General features: G+C 31.4%; 14 protein-coding genes, 3 pseudogenes and 2 riboswitches. Of the genes and pseudogenes, 12 read left to right on the top strand and 5 right to left on the bottom strand.

Annotation, left to right across the window (positions count from 1 at the left end; all coding sequences use genetic code 11):
• Positions 1-11: 11 nt before the first annotated feature.
• The 3 genes from AC0IXC_RS23725 to AC0IXC_RS23715 all read left to right on the top strand — a co-directional run bounded on the left by AC0IXC_RS23725 (position 12) and on the right by AC0IXC_RS23715 (position 3,346).
• Positions 12-524 carry a helix-turn-helix domain-containing protein gene (locus tag AC0IXC_RS23725; protein WP_471653436.1) on the top strand — a complete coding sequence of 171 codons (513 nt, stop codon included), beginning with the start codon at positions 12-14 and terminating at the stop codon, positions 522-524.
• 673 nt (positions 525-1,197) lie between these two features.
• Complete coding sequence (locus AC0IXC_RS23720; protein ID WP_471653435.1) at positions 1,198-1,353, top strand: hypothetical protein; 156 nt, start codon at positions 1,198-1,200, stop codon at positions 1,351-1,353.
• Positions 1,354-1,621: 268 nt separating this feature from the next.
• The gene (locus AC0IXC_RS23715) at positions 1,622-3,346 is read left to right on the top strand and encodes a hypothetical protein (protein WP_471653434.1); all 1,725 of its coding nucleotides are present in this window, start codon (positions 1,622-1,624) and stop codon (positions 3,344-3,346) included.
• A gap of 250 nt (positions 3,347-3,596) precedes the next feature.
• Here AC0IXC_RS23715 and AC0IXC_RS23710 read toward each other — a convergent pair.
• A pseudogene (locus AC0IXC_RS23710) lies at positions 3,597-3,737 on the bottom strand (GNAT family N-acetyltransferase); the annotation flags it as partial.
• 131 nt (positions 3,738-3,868) lie between these two features.
• Here AC0IXC_RS23710 and AC0IXC_RS23705 point away from each other — a divergent pair.
• The gene (locus AC0IXC_RS23705) at positions 3,869-5,101 is read left to right on the top strand and encodes a WXG100 family type VII secretion target (RefSeq protein WP_471653433.1); all 1,233 of its coding nucleotides are present in this window, start codon (positions 3,869-3,871) and stop codon (positions 5,099-5,101) included.
• Positions 5,102-5,115: 14 nt separating this feature from the next.
• Complete coding sequence (locus AC0IXC_RS23700) at positions 5,116-5,568, top strand: SMI1/KNR4 family protein (RefSeq protein WP_471653432.1); 453 nt, start codon at positions 5,116-5,118, stop codon at positions 5,566-5,568.
• A 38-nt stretch (positions 5,569-5,606) separates the two neighbouring features.
• On the opposite strand, the pseudogene AC0IXC_RS23695 reads toward AC0IXC_RS23700, so the two are convergent.
• Positions 5,607-5,987: pseudogene (locus tag AC0IXC_RS23695) on the bottom strand (DUF4878 domain-containing protein).
• Positions 5,988-6,493: 506 nt separating this feature from the next.
• Between AC0IXC_RS23695 and AC0IXC_RS23690 the strand changes: the two are divergent.
• Both AC0IXC_RS23690 and AC0IXC_RS23685 read left to right on the top strand, forming a co-directional pair.
• Complete coding sequence (locus AC0IXC_RS23690) at positions 6,494-7,441, top strand: hypothetical protein (RefSeq protein WP_471653431.1); 948 nt, start codon at positions 6,494-6,496, stop codon at positions 7,439-7,441.
• Between the two features lie 47 nt (positions 7,442-7,488).
• Positions 7,489-8,151: a hypothetical protein gene (locus AC0IXC_RS23685; protein ID WP_471653430.1), complete on the top strand. Its 663-nt coding sequence runs from the start codon at positions 7,489-7,491 to the stop codon at positions 8,149-8,151.
• A 192-nt stretch (positions 8,152-8,343) separates the two neighbouring features.
• On the opposite strand, the gene AC0IXC_RS23680 is transcribed toward AC0IXC_RS23685, so the two are convergent.
• Entirely contained in the window at positions 8,344-9,093 is a 750-nt protein-coding gene (locus tag AC0IXC_RS23680; RefSeq protein WP_471653429.1) for a hypothetical protein, read from the bottom strand.
• Between the two features lie 365 nt (positions 9,094-9,458).
• A complete protein-coding gene (locus tag AC0IXC_RS23675; protein ID WP_471653428.1) occupies positions 9,459-10,106 on the bottom strand; it encodes a DJ-1/PfpI family protein in 648 nt (215 codons plus the stop codon).
• Between the two features lie 245 nt (positions 10,107-10,351).
• Here AC0IXC_RS23675 and AC0IXC_RS23670 point away from each other — a divergent pair.
• From AC0IXC_RS23670 to AC0IXC_RS23660, 3 genes and pseudogenes are all read left to right on the top strand, one after another.
• Positions 10,352-10,676: pseudogene (locus AC0IXC_RS23670) on the top strand (DDE-type integrase/transposase/recombinase); the annotation flags it as partial.
• A 467-nt stretch (positions 10,677-11,143) separates the two neighbouring features.
• Positions 11,144-12,457, top strand: a complete 1,314-nt coding sequence (locus tag AC0IXC_RS23665; protein WP_471653427.1) for a hypothetical protein — start codon at positions 11,144-11,146, stop codon at positions 12,455-12,457.
• Positions 12,458-13,210: 753 nt separating this feature from the next.
• A complete protein-coding gene (locus AC0IXC_RS23660) occupies positions 13,211-14,176 on the top strand; it encodes a hypothetical protein (RefSeq protein ID WP_471653426.1) in 966 nt (321 codons plus the stop codon).
• Positions 14,177-14,798: 622 nt separating this feature from the next.
• Here the strand turns inward: AC0IXC_RS23660 and AC0IXC_RS23655 are convergent.
• Positions 14,799-15,926 (bottom strand): FtsW/RodA/SpoVE family cell cycle protein, encoded by a 1,128-nt coding sequence (locus AC0IXC_RS23655; RefSeq protein ID WP_326997568.1) that lies wholly within the window; start codon positions 15,924-15,926, stop codon positions 14,799-14,801.
• Between the two features lie 169 nt (positions 15,927-16,095).
• A riboswitch (M-box (ykoK) riboswitch) is annotated at positions 16,096-16,272 on the bottom strand.
• A gap of 520 nt (positions 16,273-16,792) precedes the next feature.
• A riboswitch (M-box (ykoK) riboswitch) is annotated at positions 16,793-16,960 on the top strand.
• Between the two features lie 276 nt (positions 16,961-17,236).
• Between AC0IXC_RS23655 and mgtE the strand changes: the two genes are divergently transcribed.
• Positions 17,237-18,565 (top strand): magnesium transporter, encoded by a 1,329-nt coding sequence (mgtE, locus tag AC0IXC_RS23650; RefSeq protein WP_471653425.1) that lies wholly within the window; start codon positions 17,237-17,239, stop codon positions 18,563-18,565.
• Between the two features lie 160 nt (positions 18,566-18,725).
• On the top strand, positions 18,726-19,820 hold the full coding sequence (locus tag AC0IXC_RS23645) for a phosphodiester glycosidase family protein (protein WP_471653424.1): 1,095 nt from the start codon (positions 18,726-18,728) through the stop codon (positions 19,818-19,820).
• Positions 19,821-19,964 lie beyond the last annotated feature (144 nt).

The raw sequence follows: 19,964 nt of genomic DNA, 5'->3' as shown, positions 1-19,964 counted from the left end.
TGAGGTGAGAAATGGATTATTTATCTTTAGAAGAGGTATGCGATAGGGTAGGTTTAACAAAAAATCAATTAGGCTATTTAATTAAGTATAAACAGATCGAACCTATCAATCTGTCTACCTGGAAAGCAGATGGCGGATATCGCTTTGAGCAAGAAGATGTAGAAAAGTTAGAGGAATTATACAAAGACTCTTTAACATTAAAAGAAGCAGCTGAATTTCTAAATAAGTCTAAGACTTACGTTCATAATGCAGCTAAAGACGGGATATTGCCCTTTAAAGAGATTGCTAAAGGGAAATCTACTGAACGATTGTACTTAAAAAAGGATTTGGAAATTTTCAAAGAAAGAATTGAAAACAGATCAAAAGAGGAATTGAAAGAAAAAAAGCAGCATTTAAGTCTCTATCTTGATGAAAAGGTAGTAGAAGCAATAAAGAAAAAGGCTGCAAAGAAAGGGTATAATGGCTACAAGAAGTTTGCTGAAGACATTTTATCTGCAGAAGTAAAAGAAGACATAGAAGAATAGAAATTCTAGAGAGAATAGATCCCCGAAAAAACAAAAAATGTTATAAGGGGTCTATTTTTGTTTTTAATAAACTTTGCATCTATCAAGTCTAATTGTATTACCCTAAGTGCTAATGTCGTTTACGAACGAATTTGAGAGGTCGATTTTCGGGTGCGCACCAAAAAAAATTCGCCGTAATTACAAAAAAAGGGTTGATATACAAAATACAGAAAATAGACGAAAGGATAACGAATAATTTTAAGGGCATTTTATTTAAGAGGAAAAAGTTTAAAGAAAGATATGAGAGGTAATGATACAAGGATTATAAATACAAAGACTTCATTTGGAACTTGGTAGACCTATGAGTATGCTAAAGAGTTTGGGTAATCATGCATCGCGTAATACATCAAAAAAAGTACAAACTTTATTTCAAATTTATATTATCAAAAAATAGAGCATAAAACTAAGGTTAATTATGAAGAAATCAAGAAATACAGTATACATATTTAAATTATAGTAAACTAAAATCTTATAAGACTCCTAAACTAAAAAATTATGGACAGACTGACATTGGACAAATTTTCTATTTTAGAGTGTAGAAGTATGGTAAAATAGAAGTATAACTGTATATCGTGTGAAGGTGGGCTTGTTATTATCCCTTCTTTCCATTCGGAAGGAAAGGGGGTGATATAACATGGAATTTTTGTTTGAACTTTTAAAAGAAATTGCAAGAGCAGTTGTGCGTGAGCTTTCAGCATACGCACTGAGAAAGCAATTCGAAAAAAAAGACAACAAAAAACCCGCGCTTCACCGACCAAAGTACAAGCGTGGGCCTAAAAGAAAAAGATAATGCATAATAACAACCACCTTGACAGTAGCAGTTATGAGACGGGATGTTGACAGCATCTCGTCTTTTTTAGTTTATGCAATTCAGTTAAGTACTATACTTAATATATATTGTATATGCATTCAATATATATCTAATCTACAGTAAACATACCATATTTTTATTTTTCGGTCAACAAATGAAGAAAATAGAACTGATAGAGGAATGAGAGGTTTCTATATTCTTTCATTAAGTGCATGTTATTTTTAAAAATTTATTGGGGGACTACGTGATGAGCGAATTAGTACAGTTCGTAATGATTAATCTAAAGAATTCAGGATCAGATTTTGATTTCGAAATTTATACGAAAAAACTTTTAGAAAACATCAAAAAAGATTTGAGGACAAATGATTTTAATTTTTATTCGGGCAATACTAAAACTAGAAAATGTGCAATTGTGATAGATAATATAAATGAATTTATTATCTCATTCACCTATATCAGATCAAATACAATTTCACAATTAAAGGTAGAAATATCTGGAGATTATTGGACTCATCTAGATCCGAATCTACATAATTTGAAAATCCAGTTAAAAGATTTAATGCTAGTTGAATGGGAAGAATGTCTGTGGCTACAAGATATACAAGCTGAAAGGTTTTCAGATATATTATACGGCGAGGTTCATAAAGTAGAAAACGCATTAAGAAGATTAATTAATACAATTCTATTCTATAATTTAGGTGGAAATTGGTGGGAAACATATATGCCTACCAAGCTAGTACAAGGATATAAAGAAAGAGATGAACAATTTAAAAGGCGTTCACATAGTTTCAAAAATATACATACAAGTTTAATGTCTATAGATACCGGAGATTTAATAAGTATTTTGACCTTTAAAACACATAAAGTAAAAGAAGTTAATTTATTCGCTTCTCCAAATACAGACAACCTGGACATTCGAAAATTCCAATATATTATGAGCGATTTATTAAATGGGCAAAAATTTGATATGCATAAAAAAAATTTAACAGGTATTTTAGAGGATACACTGGAAGTAGATAAGGACTTTGGTAAAGAATTCTTTGAACCATGGTTTCCTTGTGATTTAGATAGATTTATAGGCAAGTGGAAAGGGTTTTGTGAGAATAGAAATCACGTAGCTCATAACAAATTAATAGATATAAAGCTGTTTAAAAAATACAAAAAAATCATGGAAGAGTTATTAGAAATTATTACAGAAGCCGAAAAAAAATTCAATAACCATTTAGATTCGGAAATGGAACAATATCTTGAAAGACTAGAAGAACAAGAGGTTATGCAAATGATTAGCGATAATGAAGCAGAACTTCATTATCGTAGAATAATACGTGAAGAAGCAGCAGTAGAAATCCTAGAAGAAGATGAAATCCTAGAAAAGTTTAAAGTGATAGTCTCTGAAACGTTTGGCAATTTACAAGAAATGTTATATTACCGTAGTGATATCGAGGTAGAATGTAAAGAACAAAGTTTATTAAATAATGAAAAATCGTTCGAAATCACCAATAATTACTTTAATTGTACACTACACATGGCAACAGAAGTAGCAATTGATAGTTCTGAATGTGGTGTAAGTACAGTGAACTTTATATTATTTTATAACAACACTCCGCAAACCACCTTTAAAATCACGTTTACAAACGGGAGTTCATACTTTGATGATGATCAAGGAACATATATGCCAGACAATGAGGCAGAGCTTGATATTGACGACCTCGAAGAAATTGAAACTGAGATTTGCTATTTTATGGAGAATTATATGCCTGAAATAGAAGAAGACGACATAGCATCTTTTCCTTGTGAACAATGTAATAAATACAGCATCAATCTATCAGAAGATAACGGATTTGAAATAGGTACTTGCCTATATTGCGAGCATCCTAATCATGTAGGGAAATGTATGAAATGTGGAAAAACATTGAATTCCCCTACGGATAAAGTATGTGATGAGTGTTGGGAAGAGATCAAGGAAGATTAATATTTCAGATAAAAGTTGCAACTATTGTTGTAACTTTTATCTTTTCTAATGAAGTTACTCAAATAATTAATAGCCCTTATCCAAAAAAATATTTACACATTTACATAAATACAAGAGCTTTGCTACATTTTATTGTAGTAAGGCTCTTTAAAATTGTTTAATTTCTATTCATTAAACTCAAAGTTCAATAATATAGTTGTTTAATCTTGTTCAACTAAAGCACCTGTTTGTTAAACAAGTGGCGCTTTAATTATAGAGCCGTTGACTTTTTAAACAAAGTTATGTAACCTCCACTAGGTCCATATACAACTCCAATCTTTTTCTATCCGAATTTTTCGCAATATTCTTTAAGATCTGAAGTAAGATAAAGAAATTTGTATCCTCGACAACTTTATTGTTATTAAACAGGTTTTATGATGGGACATACTTTCACTTTTAGGAAGGGATATTTTTAAATGATAACCATTAATGAAATAATGATATGGTATAATTTTCATAATATATATGCAAAGAAGGGATGGAATGAGCACACAAATAAAGGTAACACCGGAACAATTAGAACAAGCTGCTAAAAACGTAAAAAATACGAGATCATCATTAGAATATATACATAAAGATTTATACTCTCAAACTGAATATATAGCTTCTCAGTGGAGCGGAGCAAGCAGTGATCGTTTCTATCAGATGTTTAATGAAGCAAAGCCAATGATGTTTAACATTTTGCAAGAATTAGAGAAAATTGCAGTAGAATTAGAACGTGCAGCTGTTAAGTTCAGAGAAGCCGATGAGTTATATGGTAAAAATCTAGTTGACTCTGATATTCAAGAAGGAGCCATGTGTGGAAAACTTCCTCCAAAATCAGAAGAGTCATTTTTGAATGCAAAGGATTTAAATGCTGCATGGACTGGTATTTCTACTGGTTTTATAGATGGTGTTGTAGATGCATGGGAAGGATTCGTAGCTTTAGGAGATAAAGAAACCTGGTTAAATATGCGAGATGCGATTGTAAACTATAGGGAGACTATTCCTGCTGCATGGAACACTGTATCAGATACATTTATGAATAATTTTTGGAATGGAGATCTAGAAAACAGAGAACATTATGCAGCTTACGCAGTCACTACGCTACTCACAGGCTTTGTTGGTAGCAAAGGTCTAGATAAAGTAGGACAAGCTGGAAAGGTAGCTGCTATTACAGGGTTTACTAAAGGGAAATCACTTGTGATTAATTCTCCGGCATACAGAAATGCATTACACATATTAAATAACTATGAATTTAAAGCTGGTAATCATCTTTCATATGCAGGTGTCGGTAGTACACAACAATATTTACAGAAAGCAGCTACGTATACTTATGAGGGTGCGAATGGACCAAAAACGATTCGTTTGCGGAAAGGAGACTTAGCAGGAGATAAGCACCCTATTACAGGTATTCCGTATGATGCTGAAGGATTTCCTATTTTTGAATCAAAAGGCGAGGTAATATTAAAAGAGGCAGATTTCAAAAAGTCTAGAACTACACAGTCTAGAAAGTGTAGTAAGGCATTATATGAACAAATAATGGAAAATCCTGAATTAGCTTTAAAATTTACGGATGAAGAAATTCAATTATTTAAAATAGGAAAAACTCCAGAGCATTATACATGGCATCATCATCAAGACACTGGAAGGATGCAACTTGTAGATTATCAGACTCATCATGATACTGGTCATACAGGTGGATATAAAATTTGGGGAAAAGATAGCGATAAATAGGGAGGTACTTAGCCATGAGTCACATTACATGGATTAATGTAAATGAAAAAAGAGTAACAGATGACCAAATTAAACAATTAGAACAATACTTAAATATTAAATTTCCTAATGATTTTATTGAGTGTGTACAAAAATATGATGGTGGATATCCAACGCCAGATACATTTAATATTCCAAATCAAGATGAAAATTCACTTAATAATCTTTTAACCTTAGATTCTGATAGAAAATATTCAATTCTAGAAACATATAATAATACGAAAGATAGATTACCTGACAAAATATATCCTTTTGCTAGAGATTCATTCGGCAATCTTCTATGCTTTGATTATCGAAACAACACTGATTCACCAAGAATCGTATTCTGGGATCATGAGGAAGAAGACATAGAGGAAGCGATATATCCTGTTTGCTCAACATTTACAGAATTGCTTGCTAGTCTACGTGATTTCGAAGAAGAAGATTGAGGGTACTAAAAAACGGCCTAGAATTCTAGACCGTTTTTTTATGATTTACTAATTTTCCAACCATCATCCGTTTTCTCTAGTTCAATTACGATTACTTTTTTAGGATTACCTTTATATACAGCATCAACAGTTACTGTAGCAATTTCATTTTTCTCTTCAACTTTTCTAATTTTATAACTTTTAAGATCTTTGCTAACTGATTTCATTAGTTCTGTATTTCCGCCCACAAAAGCAACGATTTTCTTTGCTTCAGGAGTGAATAACTCTCCAAAATCTTATACATTTCCTTCTTTTGCATCTTCAAAATATGCTGTAGCAACTTCTTTAGGATCACGATTATCTCCACATGTTGCGAGTGCTGTAACTGATAAAGCCATTACCACTATTAACATGATCATACGCGTAAATTTATTCTTCATTTAAACCACTCCTTATATAAAAAGTAATTTCAACTCTTAAAAAGGGCTAAATCACTTGTATAAGTATATGTTAATTAAAATATAAAACTATATATTTTTAGATATTATTTTTATGATATTAAAGGTATTAAAAGCGAAGGGGGAGCAGGGTAAATCTGCCTATTACCATAATATTGATTGCCGTTATATACGTTAGTATAATAATAAAGTCAGAGCATGCTCTGATCAGTCAATGTTATAGGGGTATAACAGACGACAGTCATTTTTAAAAACATAAAATCGTATTCACTTATATGCAAGATAAAAGTCCTCCTATTTATAGGGGGGCTTTTATTTTTAAACTTAAACAAATTCCCATACGAGTAATGAAGGAGACAGACAATCCTTTATTATTATATGACAGCGTAAAAGTAATATATCTTTTTAATTTTGTAATAATTTTACTTAAAGCTCTTAATAATAAGATATAATAGATAGAAATATCGTGATTTTTTAGGAGGATATATATGAGCGAATACAATAGACCTTTAAGTACACTCCTTATAAGGGACCTAATGCTTGAGGCACTAGCTTACGAAAAAACTGACCTGCCTGTAGAGAAAGACTTATTTTATAACTATAGATATAGTGGCAGCCAATCTGATTTATTTAGAATCACTGAACTTCTAGCAATTAAACACCAACTTATTGAAAGAAAAGTAAATGTACCTATGCAGGCGTGGGGAGCAACAGGGAGAAGATTACATACAAATAGTAATACAAACTTTTTACCAGATGAAATTGAAGCCCTTTATGAAACGTTTTGGCTCCTTTTAAATCAAAATATAATTTCACCAGGGGCATATGGAGAAAGCGAATCCCTACCTTATTTCCATATAACATCTCATGGTCTGGAATGTATAGCAGAAAAAGAAATATTACCTTATGATATAGATGGTTATTTAGAAGGGATTCGTAAAATTCCTAATATCGATTACTGGGTAAAATCATACATAACAGAGGCAGTAAGATGCTTTAATGCTAATTGTCATCATGCAGCAACAATTATGATAGGATTAACAGCTGAAAAATTAGTAATAGATTTAATAGATAGTTTTAAAACATATTTAAAGAATAAACTAGCAACTCTACAGCCTAACGGTACATTGTCAATCACAAGTTCCTTAGATATTGAGTTTAGTACAAAAGTAGACTCAGATTGGAAAATTTCACATAAATATACTACATTCCAAACATTCTACGATGGAATAAAAAATCATGATTCAGATGTAAAAAAATGTATGGAACAATCTTCAAGAAGAGTCTTTTATGATTACATACGCTTAATCCGTAATGAGGTAAGTCATCCAAATGACTTGAAAAAGGGACCTACAGAAACACTCTTGTTACTTGTAAGTTTTACAAAATATATAGAAATGATTACTATACTAACATACACACTTCGGACGGTATAGATTCTAAGAGTATTATAAGTAAAATTTATTTGTAGGATGTGTTAATAATGTATAATGAAGCAATTTATATTTCACCGAAGTATATATTAAGTGATTATCAAGAACTGTTTAAAAGGCTAAAACCAAACAGTAATTCCTCTGATTGGGAACAAGCTATTAAGATTTTTCAAGATAGAATTCATGGAAGGTTTCTAGATACAATAATGCAATTAAAACAAGAATGTGAAGGTGATAGTAGCTTAAGTAAAGCATTTAGTATTATGGCATTAAATTGTCTATTAATAGAAACTTTACAACAATTCTATGACGGATTGGATAATTTTGAAGGAGAAAGTCGGAAGAAGTTCAAAGAGTTTTTAGCAAATAGCCAATATTTTAATGGAAATGATAGTGGACAGTTCAGACAATCATTTAATAAAACTAAGGCAGGCACATTTTATAGCAATGTAAGATGTGGAATATTACATCAAGCACAAACTAAGGGGAATACTGTACTTACCTATTATAACAATTGCTTAATTGATGATGTAAGTACTCCTGGAGTAATAAAATATGATGTTAAACTGTTTACTGAAGCACTTATAGCAGAGTATGAGCAATATATTTTAGTTTTAGGTAGTAATAAGGACATAAGAGCTAGAGAGAACTTTTGTAAGAAGTGGGGATATATAATTGATAGAAATCTAAATAAGAACAATAGTGCTAAATAAGTATTGAACTTTTTATTTATCATTTCTATCTTTCCTAATTTAAATTAATTTAATAGCTATTTTCATCTCTTTCTGCAACATCTGATACTATTAACATAAGTTTCAACTGATACCACGATATTGTAATATAATTAGACAACTCAGCACCAATAATAATAAATTATTGGTGCTGACAGCTACATACTACTAATGTTATTCAATAATGGTAGGAAACACTATTTGTTTCCTACTATTTATTTTACATAAATTTCCTTTCCATTCAGCGAAAACAACAAATGGCTTTTGTTTATCACAATATATTTTGTCTCTTATCGATTTAAAAGTTTCTTCATCTTCAAAATACAAATCAAATTTTAGTTTTGGATTGAACTGCGGATTCACTACGATGAGTTTCTTTATGGTGTCATATCTATGAAATGTAACTTCCGCCATAACATTACTATAAAATCTATTATGTCCAGAAAAGAAATTTACAGATTTTGTCCGTCTGTCCGATAAAATTTTAAATAAGGGTACACCATCCAATCTATAATCAGGATTGTGCTGTTTCACAAAATAATACAATTGGCTTAAAGTCCTTATTGGTTTCTCTGAAGAGGAATTTTTATTATTTACTGAAGAGCTATTTGCTTTAGTATTAGATGACTTAACGTTTTCTTTCGCAAAAAGGGTATCCATAAATCTATCTAAATTAAAATTAGATTCATCGTAACGTGCATTAATACTATCTTTAGAGTTTCCATATAAACATCCAGGTATGTGAGGATTTTTAGTCCCGTTAGTTGTAAAGTAAGGGCGTCTAGATTCGCTATCAATAGCTGCTATTTTCATATCAGCTGAGCAGTCTGAATTTTTGCAAGTATAAATTTTGTTCTGATTTGGAAGTTTTGCAATTTCGTCCGCGTAAACAGTGTTTTCGCCATCAATTGCTACAAAAGCCATTCAACAACACCTCTTCATTTATTATTAACCTTGTTTATATAATTATACCAACTTAGACTACAAATATCATATAAAGCTGTAGAAAGACATAAAAGTCTAAACTAAAATCTCATGAACAATCGTTGATAAATAGCTATTATCATAAATTTTGTAGGTACTTTCTTGTCTTAATAACGGGACATGAAACTCTAAACTTTTTGAACATAGGACGTGAAACTCTAAACTACTTAGCCAGTAATCATACAATAAGATGATAGTTTACTTTCATCTTATTAGGTTTCCTGAGTATAATTGTTAGATTTTTTATTCGAAAATATGATAAATCTCTAAAATGTTGGTGATACCTCTAATGTAAAAATATTTATTTAAAAAGCCATAGGCTCTTTACCTTTATTTGTCCAAACTGTACCTCTACGTTCAAATTCAATCATTTTCTCGACAGCGTGTGCAATTTTTGGTCCTAGTTTTTGTTCAATTGTATAAATAGCAAGATCTATCCCTGAAGTAACACCACCGCTAGATACTAAATCTCCATCATCTACGATACGAGCATGCACTGGTGTAGCTCCCATTTTAGGTAAAGCACCCATCCCCATAAAATGTGTACTAGCATATCGAACATTTAGTAGTCCAATAATGCCTAAAAGGTTAGCACCTACACATACTGTATTTAAAGTAATATTAGGGTTGTGTGCTGCTTGGTGTAGCAAGGTTTTCAACTCCGTCTCAGAAGCTTTTTTTAACCTATTTACAACTGAATTTGGTCCATCATCGTAGGAATCGCCAGCACTACCTGGAATTAAAATTACACCTTCAGCGGTTGGATCGAGTATGCCTGTGGCTTCGATTCTTACGCCATTTACTCCACTTTTAACTAATCTTTTCCCTTCGACAGTTACTAACTCCACTGTTACTTCTTCTGGAGAAAGAGCTGCTGCAACGTGAAAGACATCATAAGGAGCCAGTGCATCCATTAAATCAAACCCATCAAATAAAACAACTTGAAATTTCATATTTTATACACATCCTATAATTATTTCAGACCGAACAGTTCGGTCTGATGAAAGTGCTATATACAGATTAATGAACAATCTTCCAGTTACAAGGAATATGATAATAGGTATGTATATATAAGAGTCAATAGTTGCTTATAACACCTGGATTTTAATATCATAAAAATTCTGTAATATATGGCGGAAAAGTAAATAAAAAGAGAGAGTTTGAAATCTGAAAATTTAAATTTATAGATGTAATTATTTTTCATGCTTCAAAGCCCCGTGTGATTACAGTAGACAAAAAACTATCCTATAGCGATTGAAGAGTTGAAGAAAGAGAAAAAGATGCCTGTAGGCATCCAAATAAGGCAGGTAAAATACCTGAATAACATTGTAGAGCAAGATCATCGTTTTATTAAAAAGAGAGTATGTTCAATGTTAGGATTGAAGTCTTTTCGTACAGCTACATCTATTCTTTCAGGAATAGAAGCGATGCATATCATTAAAAAAGGCCAACTTAAGTTACGGGACAAGTCTGTCCAAAATGAAATGAAGTTTATTCATCAACTATTCGGAATGGCTGCATAAGAATAGATTCCATTAGGAATCTATATACCTCTTTCAAATAAATGCAATCTTTGCACCAGAATCCTTTCTTGTATCGAAAACCTAGTAGTGAACTATGGGTTCCAGTTGTTCAAAAATAAAAATGATAGCATTTCATTTTATACTATCATCGGGTCGTAAAACTTATACAAATTAGAAAATGATTATAAAATTACAGAAGGGGTTTTATCTTTTTTAAAGCTATAAGCATAATCATAAAAATTAGAGTTAAGGCATTCTTTATATAGATTACTTTTGTGAAAACTTCCCAAAAAATTTACAGTAACTCCATACAGAACACATATATCGCATATATAATATATTTATAGATACTAACATTAAGAAAATACGTTAAATAGTACTTTTAGTGTACACTATTTATCCATTCACAATGCATTAGAGAAGAAGTAAAAATTAACTGGCCAAAGTAGAAGAGAGGATGATTAACAATGGGACAAGTCTTTATTGATGAAAAAGGACCACAAGAAACAATCAGAATTCCAAATACATACCGTGACGATAGAAGAATAAATCTCGGTGATGATTTAATGCGTTCTTATGTAGCTGATGTACTTTATATTCCGGAAGATTCCCTAGAAAATGTTAACAAAAAATATCTGGAACTAGTTGAAAACTATAGAAAAGGACAAAAGAATAAGGTTGAGAAAGAGCTAAAAGGAATTGATATTCTAAAAGGAAACTTCAATTTTGGTGTTGCAAGTATGAAAGAAGTAAATAGTAGTTTTTATCTAAATTTATTTAACATGCTGCTAGATGTGAATATCTCTAACTTACTATTTTCAGTAAATAAAATGTCAATGGTCATTGATGGTAGACTTACACAATGGATTCTCCAACTAGAAGCTAAAAGATTTATCGATTCTGCTATTTTGTTTAAATACAGTCTCACAAAATATTGTGAATTAGAAGCATCTGAAGAGGTTATTAGAAATCTTTTTGATCCAGAAAAAACAATCAATGAAATACTATACTCTATTCAAAAAGATTTGAAAGAGTTTGTGGCAAAACATAAAAATATCTCTAGAATGAGGAACCAAATAGCATATTACAAAAAAATGATAAAGGACATTGGGAATGGAAAAAAATTAGCTAATGATTTAGTATTTGAAAAAGTATCATTTGACTGGGAAAAGGTAAGCTCTGATGTTGATTTATGGTTAAGCGAGAATAAGTTAAACGGTATATGGCAACCTGAGCAATCCACACTAATTCTTGATCAGGGAATACCTTCTAAGCCATTTGAAAGTATTGGATTTGGCGATATAATGGTAGACCAGGATTCTAAGGAGTTTGTTGGATTACAATTAGCAGATATGCTAGTGGTGATAACAGGGAGCTACATTTCTAAACTTGCATCTGCATTTCGTTATGATAAATCGGAACCAGAAAAACCTAAGCACCTTGATGCAGAATGGTTTGAACTAAAGAGGCATCAGTTTGACCTAATATCGAAAATGACAGAGTTCCTTTTTGGAAATGATCATATTTACAGTGTCATAGGAGATACTTATTTTGATGAAACTCACTTGTTTGAAATATATTGTAGGTATATAAGTTCCTTTAGTAATTATGAAAATTATGATAAAAAGATTAGTGAATTACATGTTAAAGATATGTTTAGTTATCTTGCAGCTGCTACAACCGAAAAATGGGAATTAGGAGTACAAAACGAGCTTTTTGCAAGGAATATGTATGGAGATTATATGACTGGAATTAAAGAGGGAGTAATACGGAAATTGTAATTTGTACACTTCCTAAAATCGGTAATAAACTACTAGTAACTTGATGTTTACTATAACAAAAAATAAGAGCTTAGAACCCTTATAGATTATGGTTTCTAAGCTCTTTTTTATTGTTCCCATTCAACTAAAATTCATTAGTATCAAATCTTATTTATAAACTTCTTAATAAAATCTATAACTCTTAAACTTGTTGTAACAAACTACTTTTCCCTAATTACAAGAACGCTGGTGCTGATCCTATTGGTATTCAAATTGACAGTGGGTTGTACATTCAACTTATAATCATCATATATTAACTTTATTTCTATAACTTGCTTCAATCTAATCTCCAATATCGTACTTTAATGTCCAATCGTTTTTGAGGAGAGTTCTTTTCTCCAATTTCATCCTCAGTATAACAGTAGGTGTACAAAGACATAAAAGTCTAAACTTTTTGAACATAGGACAAGAAACCCAAAACTACATAGCCAGTAATAATAAATACAATAATTTATCAGATCGAAAAGGAAAGTGGAACACATGAAAAAAATTCAACGTTGGTAAATTGAAAGTTAATTTCGAGATTAGCAAAGGTATATTTAAAGTAATTGACGAGCTAATAATCAAAATGTTTTTATGATAGATAAGAGGGGATTAGTTTCCTTTCTTTATTCTTTAAATATCTTAATAGCTAATCGATAGGCCCTTTTATGTTAAAATAAAAATTAATTGTAACCATAAAATTTACCAGTATTCACCGAAAGGAGATTTCAGATGAAGTATAGATTTATAGCACCACTTTTCAATTTAAAATTAGATACCATATTTAATAGGGGTATAGAACTATTTCCAGGAGCAAGGATTTCTAATGGCCCAGAAGAGAGAAAAAAAATACTAGATACTAAGTTAATGTTGGATACTGCTGGGATTATTTCATTAATGGAATATGATAACAAAACATACTTATACATAGATAGAGAATTTGAACAAATCCGTACTAAAGATGAGATGGATGAAATTGGAGTGATGTACACATTTCATTATCTAAGACTCGCTCAAAGTTTTATTTATGATTTATGGAAAATAAAAGATAACAATATCTATGTAAGAGACGGTTTTTTACTTGCATATTATAATAATTACGAAGATGGCTTTGTTTATAAAGCCTCGTTGTCAGAGATGATGAGCTTTTCTACGTGTGAAAGAAAAGTATCTAATTTTTCGAAAGATGAAATCCTATCAGCAGCTCGTGATTTTACACCTTATTCTATCGATGAAAATGGAGAGAAGAGTTTTGGAGGAAAGCATCCTGATGCAGATATACTATTCAGAAATAAAGGATCAAAACGATTAGATAGAGCACATTATTTTACGCTTGGTGCAAGATTAAGTGCAATATTACCAATGAAAATTGCTTCTTATTGTAATGCTTTAGAATGCCTATTTACTACCGATAAATCTGAGGTTAGCCATAAAATTGCAGAACGTGTTGCATTGATGTTAGGTACTTCAGATGAATCAAAGAAAGCGTATTTCGATCTTATTAAAAAGGCTTATGGATGCCGTTCCACTGTGGTACATGGTCAACATGTTAAAGGAGAAGAAAGTGATTTTATTGAGATTTCAGAAAAATTGGATGGTATTCTAAGACTGCTACTTGTGGAAAAACATGAGATATTTTCAAAAAAGGATACAGAGATAGAGGCATTCTTTACTGATTTGCTTTTTACTACTAACTAATAAATCTATTTAATATACTCGAGATACCACCAAAATTTCAAATTTTCATGCTAGGTATATGGTGTTTACTATTACTAGGTATTACATACTAGGTTTACGTGAACATTTTAATATAAACTGTAATTGTCACAAATTCATGATCCACCTAAGGGTTCAGTACCAGCAACTTCTAAAGAAAATGTAAAATAAGATAATCAAGTTGAGAAATCTAACTCAAAAAGAACGGGGCAATTTATGCGCGGTTCTTTTTGTATATCCAGGAATTATAGTTAGCAATAACATGAAATTCATTTTCTCATAGTTAATTAACCCTAAATATAAATCTTTCTAAAAGAATCCTACATTCTTACACAAAATTAATTGGATTTCAATCTGTAAATCTATAAAATTTAAGTTTAGACTTTCTTGTCTAAATAGTTTGGAATTTCATGTCCTTGTACAGTTCTACAATAGGGGAAGAGGATAACTCTGATTTCCTCAAGTGTTCGTTAAATTCCCATTTAACGAACAGATAGATAGAAGGGGGATATAATACTAATATGATATACGTACACATGTTTACAAATTGGCAAGTGATTTGGATAGAGACTCCAAGACTTATGAAATCGCATTTATGCAATAATTATATATTATAATTATCAAACTTAATTTTATTGAAAATTGATATATTAAGCAATATTCCTATTGCTATTAAATTGACCATTAAAGAACTTCCACCAAAACTAACAAATGGAAATGGGGTACCAGTAAGAGGAAATAGTCCCGTAATACCACCTAAATTTACAATGGATTGCATACCAATCATACATCCTATACCAATTGCTATAAAACTTCCGAATGGATCTACACATAGTTGTGCAATTTTTAAGGAACGAAGAACGATAGTCAAAACCCCTGCCAATATAATAAATACACCAATAAACCCTAGTTCTTCAGAAACTATTGCCATTATAAAATCAGTATGTGGTTCTGGAAGATAACCGGTTTTTTGAATGCTATTTCCGAATCCACGTCCAGTAATTCCTCCAGAGCCAATGGCAATAAAAGAATTTACAAGCTGATATCCTTTTCCTTGCGCATCAACAAAGGGATTGAGAATTGTAGTAATACGTGTCTTTTGAACTTCTGACAAACTAAATTGAATTAAAAAGTATAAAAAAGGTAACCAAAAAATAGAACCGATTATAATTCTTTTAATTAATAGATTTACATTTATTCCAGAGCAAAGAAATATGCTAAAACCTAAACCTAATATTAAAAGTGCAGATCCTAAGTTTGGCTGTTTATAGATTAGGAAAAAAATTGCAGCTAAAAAAAATAAAAGTTTTCCGCTACCACTCCAAATATTTTTAGCTTGTTCTAGTCGTAATGCAAAAAAACGGGCTGTTACAAGTATTGTTCCTAATTTAAGAAATTCAGCTGGCTGTATTCCAAAGATCCATGATTGAGCATTATTTACCACTTTTCCTTTCCACAAAACCATAATTAATAAAAAAATTCCCCCAACCATAATACAGATAGAGACTATTCGTTTTTTCCATATTTCATATGGGAGAATAGCACAAACTATTAACCCTATTGTTCCTAAAAATAGCTTTGTTAATTGAGAATCAACAAAATGCCTACTGTTATAACCGTAATGTTGAACAGCAACAATGGAGCTCGCGCTATACATCATGATAATACCTAAAGTACATGTTATGAATAGAGGGAGGAGCAATAGATAATCGAGTTTTAATATTTTTTTCATTTTAATATCCTCCTGATTACATTTGCTAATGATTAGAATCTTGTTCTCATCAACTACTAAATAGTATTCTTGTTTTGAAAGATTCTATAGCTTACACCCTGTTTTCTTACGCAAAAATCCCCCCTAGTTACATACTAGGGGGGATTTAAATTGGCATGACTAAATAAAGCTTTCCTCCCCCTAGTAGAGCTTTGGCACTATACAACGTAAAGTAATGGAAATTGATTACTTAGCTATCTTAAGAAGGGCCTTAATCCGACAATTCCTGTTCTACCCATTGGCGTCTTTCGACATTTTTGGGCAATAGCCTGTGTTTGTATAGGAGCCTCACCTAACAGGTTTAGCAATATAAATTTTATGTATTTGTTTCGTGTAGCCAGCATAAATATTTTTTTTTTGCTTGTCAAGTAAGCATATTGCTAATTTTATATTCTTTATTGTTTTATGAATTTTGAGAAATAATGCAAGAAAATGTATTTAATCATCTCGTATAGATACTTATTTTCGGCCTGTAGTGGATAATTTGATTAAGTAGTTTAACCATATAAATTTGATAAACAGTAAAGAAGATTTTAATCATAAAATAAGATTTTTGAAGAATGTTCTTTTGAAGTACGGTATGACTAATAATTCAACTCCTGCTATAAAGTTACAAATTAATCATAAACAATAAGTTTCCTATACGAAATTTCATATATTTTATAACGTTTCTTCGAACTAATTGTATATAAATTTTATATCTTTTAAGTTGAATTTTAAATTTACAATAGAATCGAATTACATTTCTCTAAAAAAGAATTTATTATGAATCGAATTGAAAGTCAGTTGACAAATATTAAATTCTGGTTTAAATTTTGAAGTAATTCAATAATCTTTGTTAGGTGAGGCTCCTGTATAGAGAAACGCTGCTGCCCAAAAATGTCGAGAGACGCCAATGGGTCAACAGGAACGGTCGGATTAAGGCCCTTTTTAATGTAGCTGGTTATAAAAACCTATGCTATACAGTGCTAAAACTCAACGAGGGAGTGGTATACGATTTGATAGAAAGGCACCTCTGGGATTTTTGCAGAGCTGTCTTAATAATCATTTATTTGTATTGTAAAAAACCTTTACTCCTTTTTGAGTAAAGGTTTTTTGTTTAATGTTATTTATTTTTATCTTGTCTATATTCAAAAAGGAGGTAGTTCTAAATAATAAATTGATTGCAATGTAACTATTAATGCTCTAATGAAAATTTTAGACAGATAAAATAACACAAAACCACTCATGAAACTCTAGAGTCTCCCTTAGCAATATAAGGAGGAGTTAACATGAAGAAATTATTAAATGAATTACTTGTAACCCAAAATAATTTGGATGCAGAGAAAGTTTTACGTCATCCGTCGTATGATATTGCGCAAGAAGTAAAACGGTTTTCAATTGCAGATCAAGTCATATTACTAGATAAGATTCCTGTATTAAAAAGCTCAAAAATTCTTCAACATTTGAATACAGAAGAAAAATATAATATCTTAATTCAATTATCTGAAAACAAAGCTAAAAAGTTACTAGATTTACAACCGATTGATGAAACAGTAGATCTACTTCTAGCGGTTCATCCGGAAAAACAAGCTAAATTAATGGCGTATTTAAATAAAATTACAAAACATAATGTAAAAAAATTAATGGCTTTCAAACCTGAAACGGCAGGAAGTCTTGTCACAAGTGATTTTGTTGCAGTTAGAGGGAATTGGTCAGTAAAAATGACATTGAAGTACATTAGGGAGCATTCTGAAAATGTAGAATCAATATCTTATATCTATGTTCTTGATAGTCATGGTTATCTTAAGGGAATCGTTTCCATACATGAGTTATTACTAGCAGCAGATGAAGAGATATTATCTACTATCATGATTCAAGAGGTAATTTCAGTACACCCTGAAGTTGATCAGCAAGAAGTTGTAAAAAAGCTACTGAATTATAATTTAGCAGCATTACCCGTAACAACAGCAAATAATGAAATGATTGGTATTATAACATTTGATGACGTAATGAATGTTATGGAAGCAGAAGCTACAGAAGATATCCAAAAGTTAGGCGGAAGTGAACCGTTAAATCAATCTTACTTTGAATCTAGTATTTGGAGCATTTTCTTAAAACGTCTACCATGGTTATTGCTTCTTTTTGTTGCTGAAGCATATACAGGTACAGTACTAAAGTATTTTGAAGACGAAATTGAAACAGTAGTTGCCCTTGCTTTCTTTGTTCCATTATTAGTAGGTACTGGAGGGAATACAGGAACACAGGTTGTAGCAACAATTACTCGTGCAATTGGTATTGGAGAGGTGAAATTTAAAGACATTTTCCGTGTAATGAAAAAGGAGTTTGCAATTGGCATGCTTCTCGGACTTGCACTTGGGGTAGCTGGGCTCACTCGTGCTTATATGTTAGGGGTTGGAACAGAAGTTGCACAAGTTGTAGCAATCACTTTATTATTTATTGTTATTTGGGCTTCGCTTGTCGCAGCTGTTTTACCTTTGATTTTGAGAAAATTTAAATTAGATCCTGCAGTCGTTTCTGGTCCATTTATTACAACATTTGTTGACGGAACAGGATTAGTAATATATTTCTTGGTTGCAAAAACGTTATTAAATTTGTAAATATAAACTGAAATAAATAAGAAATATAGAATAAGTATTTTGCCTTGCTTGCTAAGACATAGTGGGGAACTCGGGAATGAGGAAAACAAACATTTTTGTCTTTAGGTAAATAATATTTTAAAGGATTCATTGAATGTAATTAATGCCGGAGGATAAAACTATGAAACATCTAAGAAAAATCTTCAAACGAATTTTGCTTCTTTTTTCTATTTTCATGCTTATTGGCATAGGAATATTATTTGGTACTAACTATGGCCGAGATCTTCGTGTAACAATCGCTGGGAGTATACTAACTTCTCAGCATCCACAATATGCGAAATATACATTCCTGTCCCAAAAAGAACTAGATAAACTGCAAGATAGAATTAATCATCCGAAATGGTCAAACAGTGATGAGGCTATTTATAAAAAAATAGCAGGAAAAAGATTAGATGAACTAAAAAATCAGCCATTAAAAATTGATGTAGAAACGATTAAAAGTAACAAAGATAGTCGTTTTCTTTTCGAAGGAAAATTAGTCACTATTAGTAACCCTTTCAATGTTAAACTTGTTAGCCATCAAGGGACACAGGGCGATAAAAGGGGAGAAAAAATTAGCGTAATGGCAAAACGTAATAATTCACTTGTTGCTGTGAATGCAAGTGGATTTGCTGATGAAACAGGAAGGGGTGGAGGAAATGTTGCAACTGGAATAGTAATAGAAAATGGGAAAGCAATTGATACAAATATAGATAAAAATACCCCTACAATTATTACGGGCTTAACAAATTTTGGACAAATGATAACAGGGAATTATTCTACCCAACAACTTTTGGATAAACAAGTCGTTTCCGCAGCAGGATTTATGCCACAGTTAATTGTAAATGGAGAAAAAATGATAACAGAAGGGGATGGTGGTTGGGGCTCTGCTCCACGAAGTATTATGGCCCAAAAAGAAGATGGTACACTAATGTTTCTAGTGATAGACGGTAGGCAAACACATAGCATAGGTGCCACGTTAAAAGAGTGTCAAGATATTCTATATGAAAAAGGAGCAATAAATGCAATGGCTATGGATGGAGGATCTTCTGCTACGCTATATTTAGGGGGAAAGGTTATAAATTCACCATCCACATTATCTCATGAAGATCGTTATTTACCGAATGCTTGGGTGGTAACAGCAAATTCGAAGCAAAAAATAAAGATGACAATAGATGGAGAAAAAGTAAATCCCAAAACATTAGATAAATTTGATACAAACTTTACTTCACAATAGGTATAAATAATGGAAAGCAAAAATAGGGGATATTGTTCAAAAAGAAAGCAAAAAAATACGCACCCGTGGCGGCGCGAGTAGGAATTATGATTGGCAGTATAATTATATTCAATAATTTTATAGATATTCCTCATGTTTTGTATC

The organism is Bacillus sp. AC266 (assembly GCF_979253805.1).
The sequence above is the reverse complement of the archived record's forward strand: the minus strand, read 5'-3'. Positions and strand labels throughout refer to the sequence as shown.

Coding starts and splice junctions, on each gene's coding strand:
- AC0IXC_RS23705 (WP_471653433.1), top strand. CDS start 3,869: ATGAGCACACAAATAAAGGTAACACCGGAACAATTAGAACAAGCTGCT.
- AC0IXC_RS23720 (WP_471653435.1), top strand. CDS start 1,198: ATGGAATTTTTGTTTGAACTTTTAAAAGAAATTGCAAGAGCAGTTGTG.
- mgtE (WP_471653425.1), top strand. CDS start 17,237: ATGAAGAAATTATTAAATGAATTACTTGTAACCCAAAATAATTTGGAT.
- AC0IXC_RS23645 (WP_471653424.1), top strand. CDS start 18,726: ATGAAACATCTAAGAAAAATCTTCAAACGAATTTTGCTTCTTTTTTCT.
- AC0IXC_RS23680 (WP_471653429.1), bottom strand. CDS start 9,093: ATGGCTTTTGTAGCAATTGATGGCGAAAACACTGTTTACGCGGACGAA.
- AC0IXC_RS23685 (WP_471653430.1), top strand. CDS start 7,489: ATGTATAATGAAGCAATTTATATTTCACCGAAGTATATATTAAGTGAT.
- AC0IXC_RS23715 (WP_471653434.1), top strand. CDS start 1,622: ATGAGCGAATTAGTACAGTTCGTAATGATTAATCTAAAGAATTCAGGA.
- AC0IXC_RS23660 (WP_471653426.1), top strand. CDS start 13,211: ATGAAGTATAGATTTATAGCACCACTTTTCAATTTAAAATTAGATACC.
- AC0IXC_RS23700 (WP_471653432.1), top strand. CDS start 5,116: ATGAGTCACATTACATGGATTAATGTAAATGAAAAAAGAGTAACAGAT.
- AC0IXC_RS23690 (WP_471653431.1), top strand. CDS start 6,494: ATGAGCGAATACAATAGACCTTTAAGTACACTCCTTATAAGGGACCTA.
- AC0IXC_RS23725 (WP_471653436.1), top strand. CDS start 12: ATGGATTATTTATCTTTAGAAGAGGTATGCGATAGGGTAGGTTTAACA.
- AC0IXC_RS23655 (WP_326997568.1), bottom strand. CDS start 15,926: ATGAAAAAAATATTAAAACTCGATTATCTATTGCTCCTCCCTCTATTC.
- AC0IXC_RS23675 (WP_471653428.1), bottom strand. CDS start 10,106: ATGAAATTTCAAGTTGTTTTATTTGATGGGTTTGATTTAATGGATGCA.
- AC0IXC_RS23665 (WP_471653427.1), top strand. CDS start 11,144: ATGGGACAAGTCTTTATTGATGAAAAAGGACCACAAGAAACAATCAGA.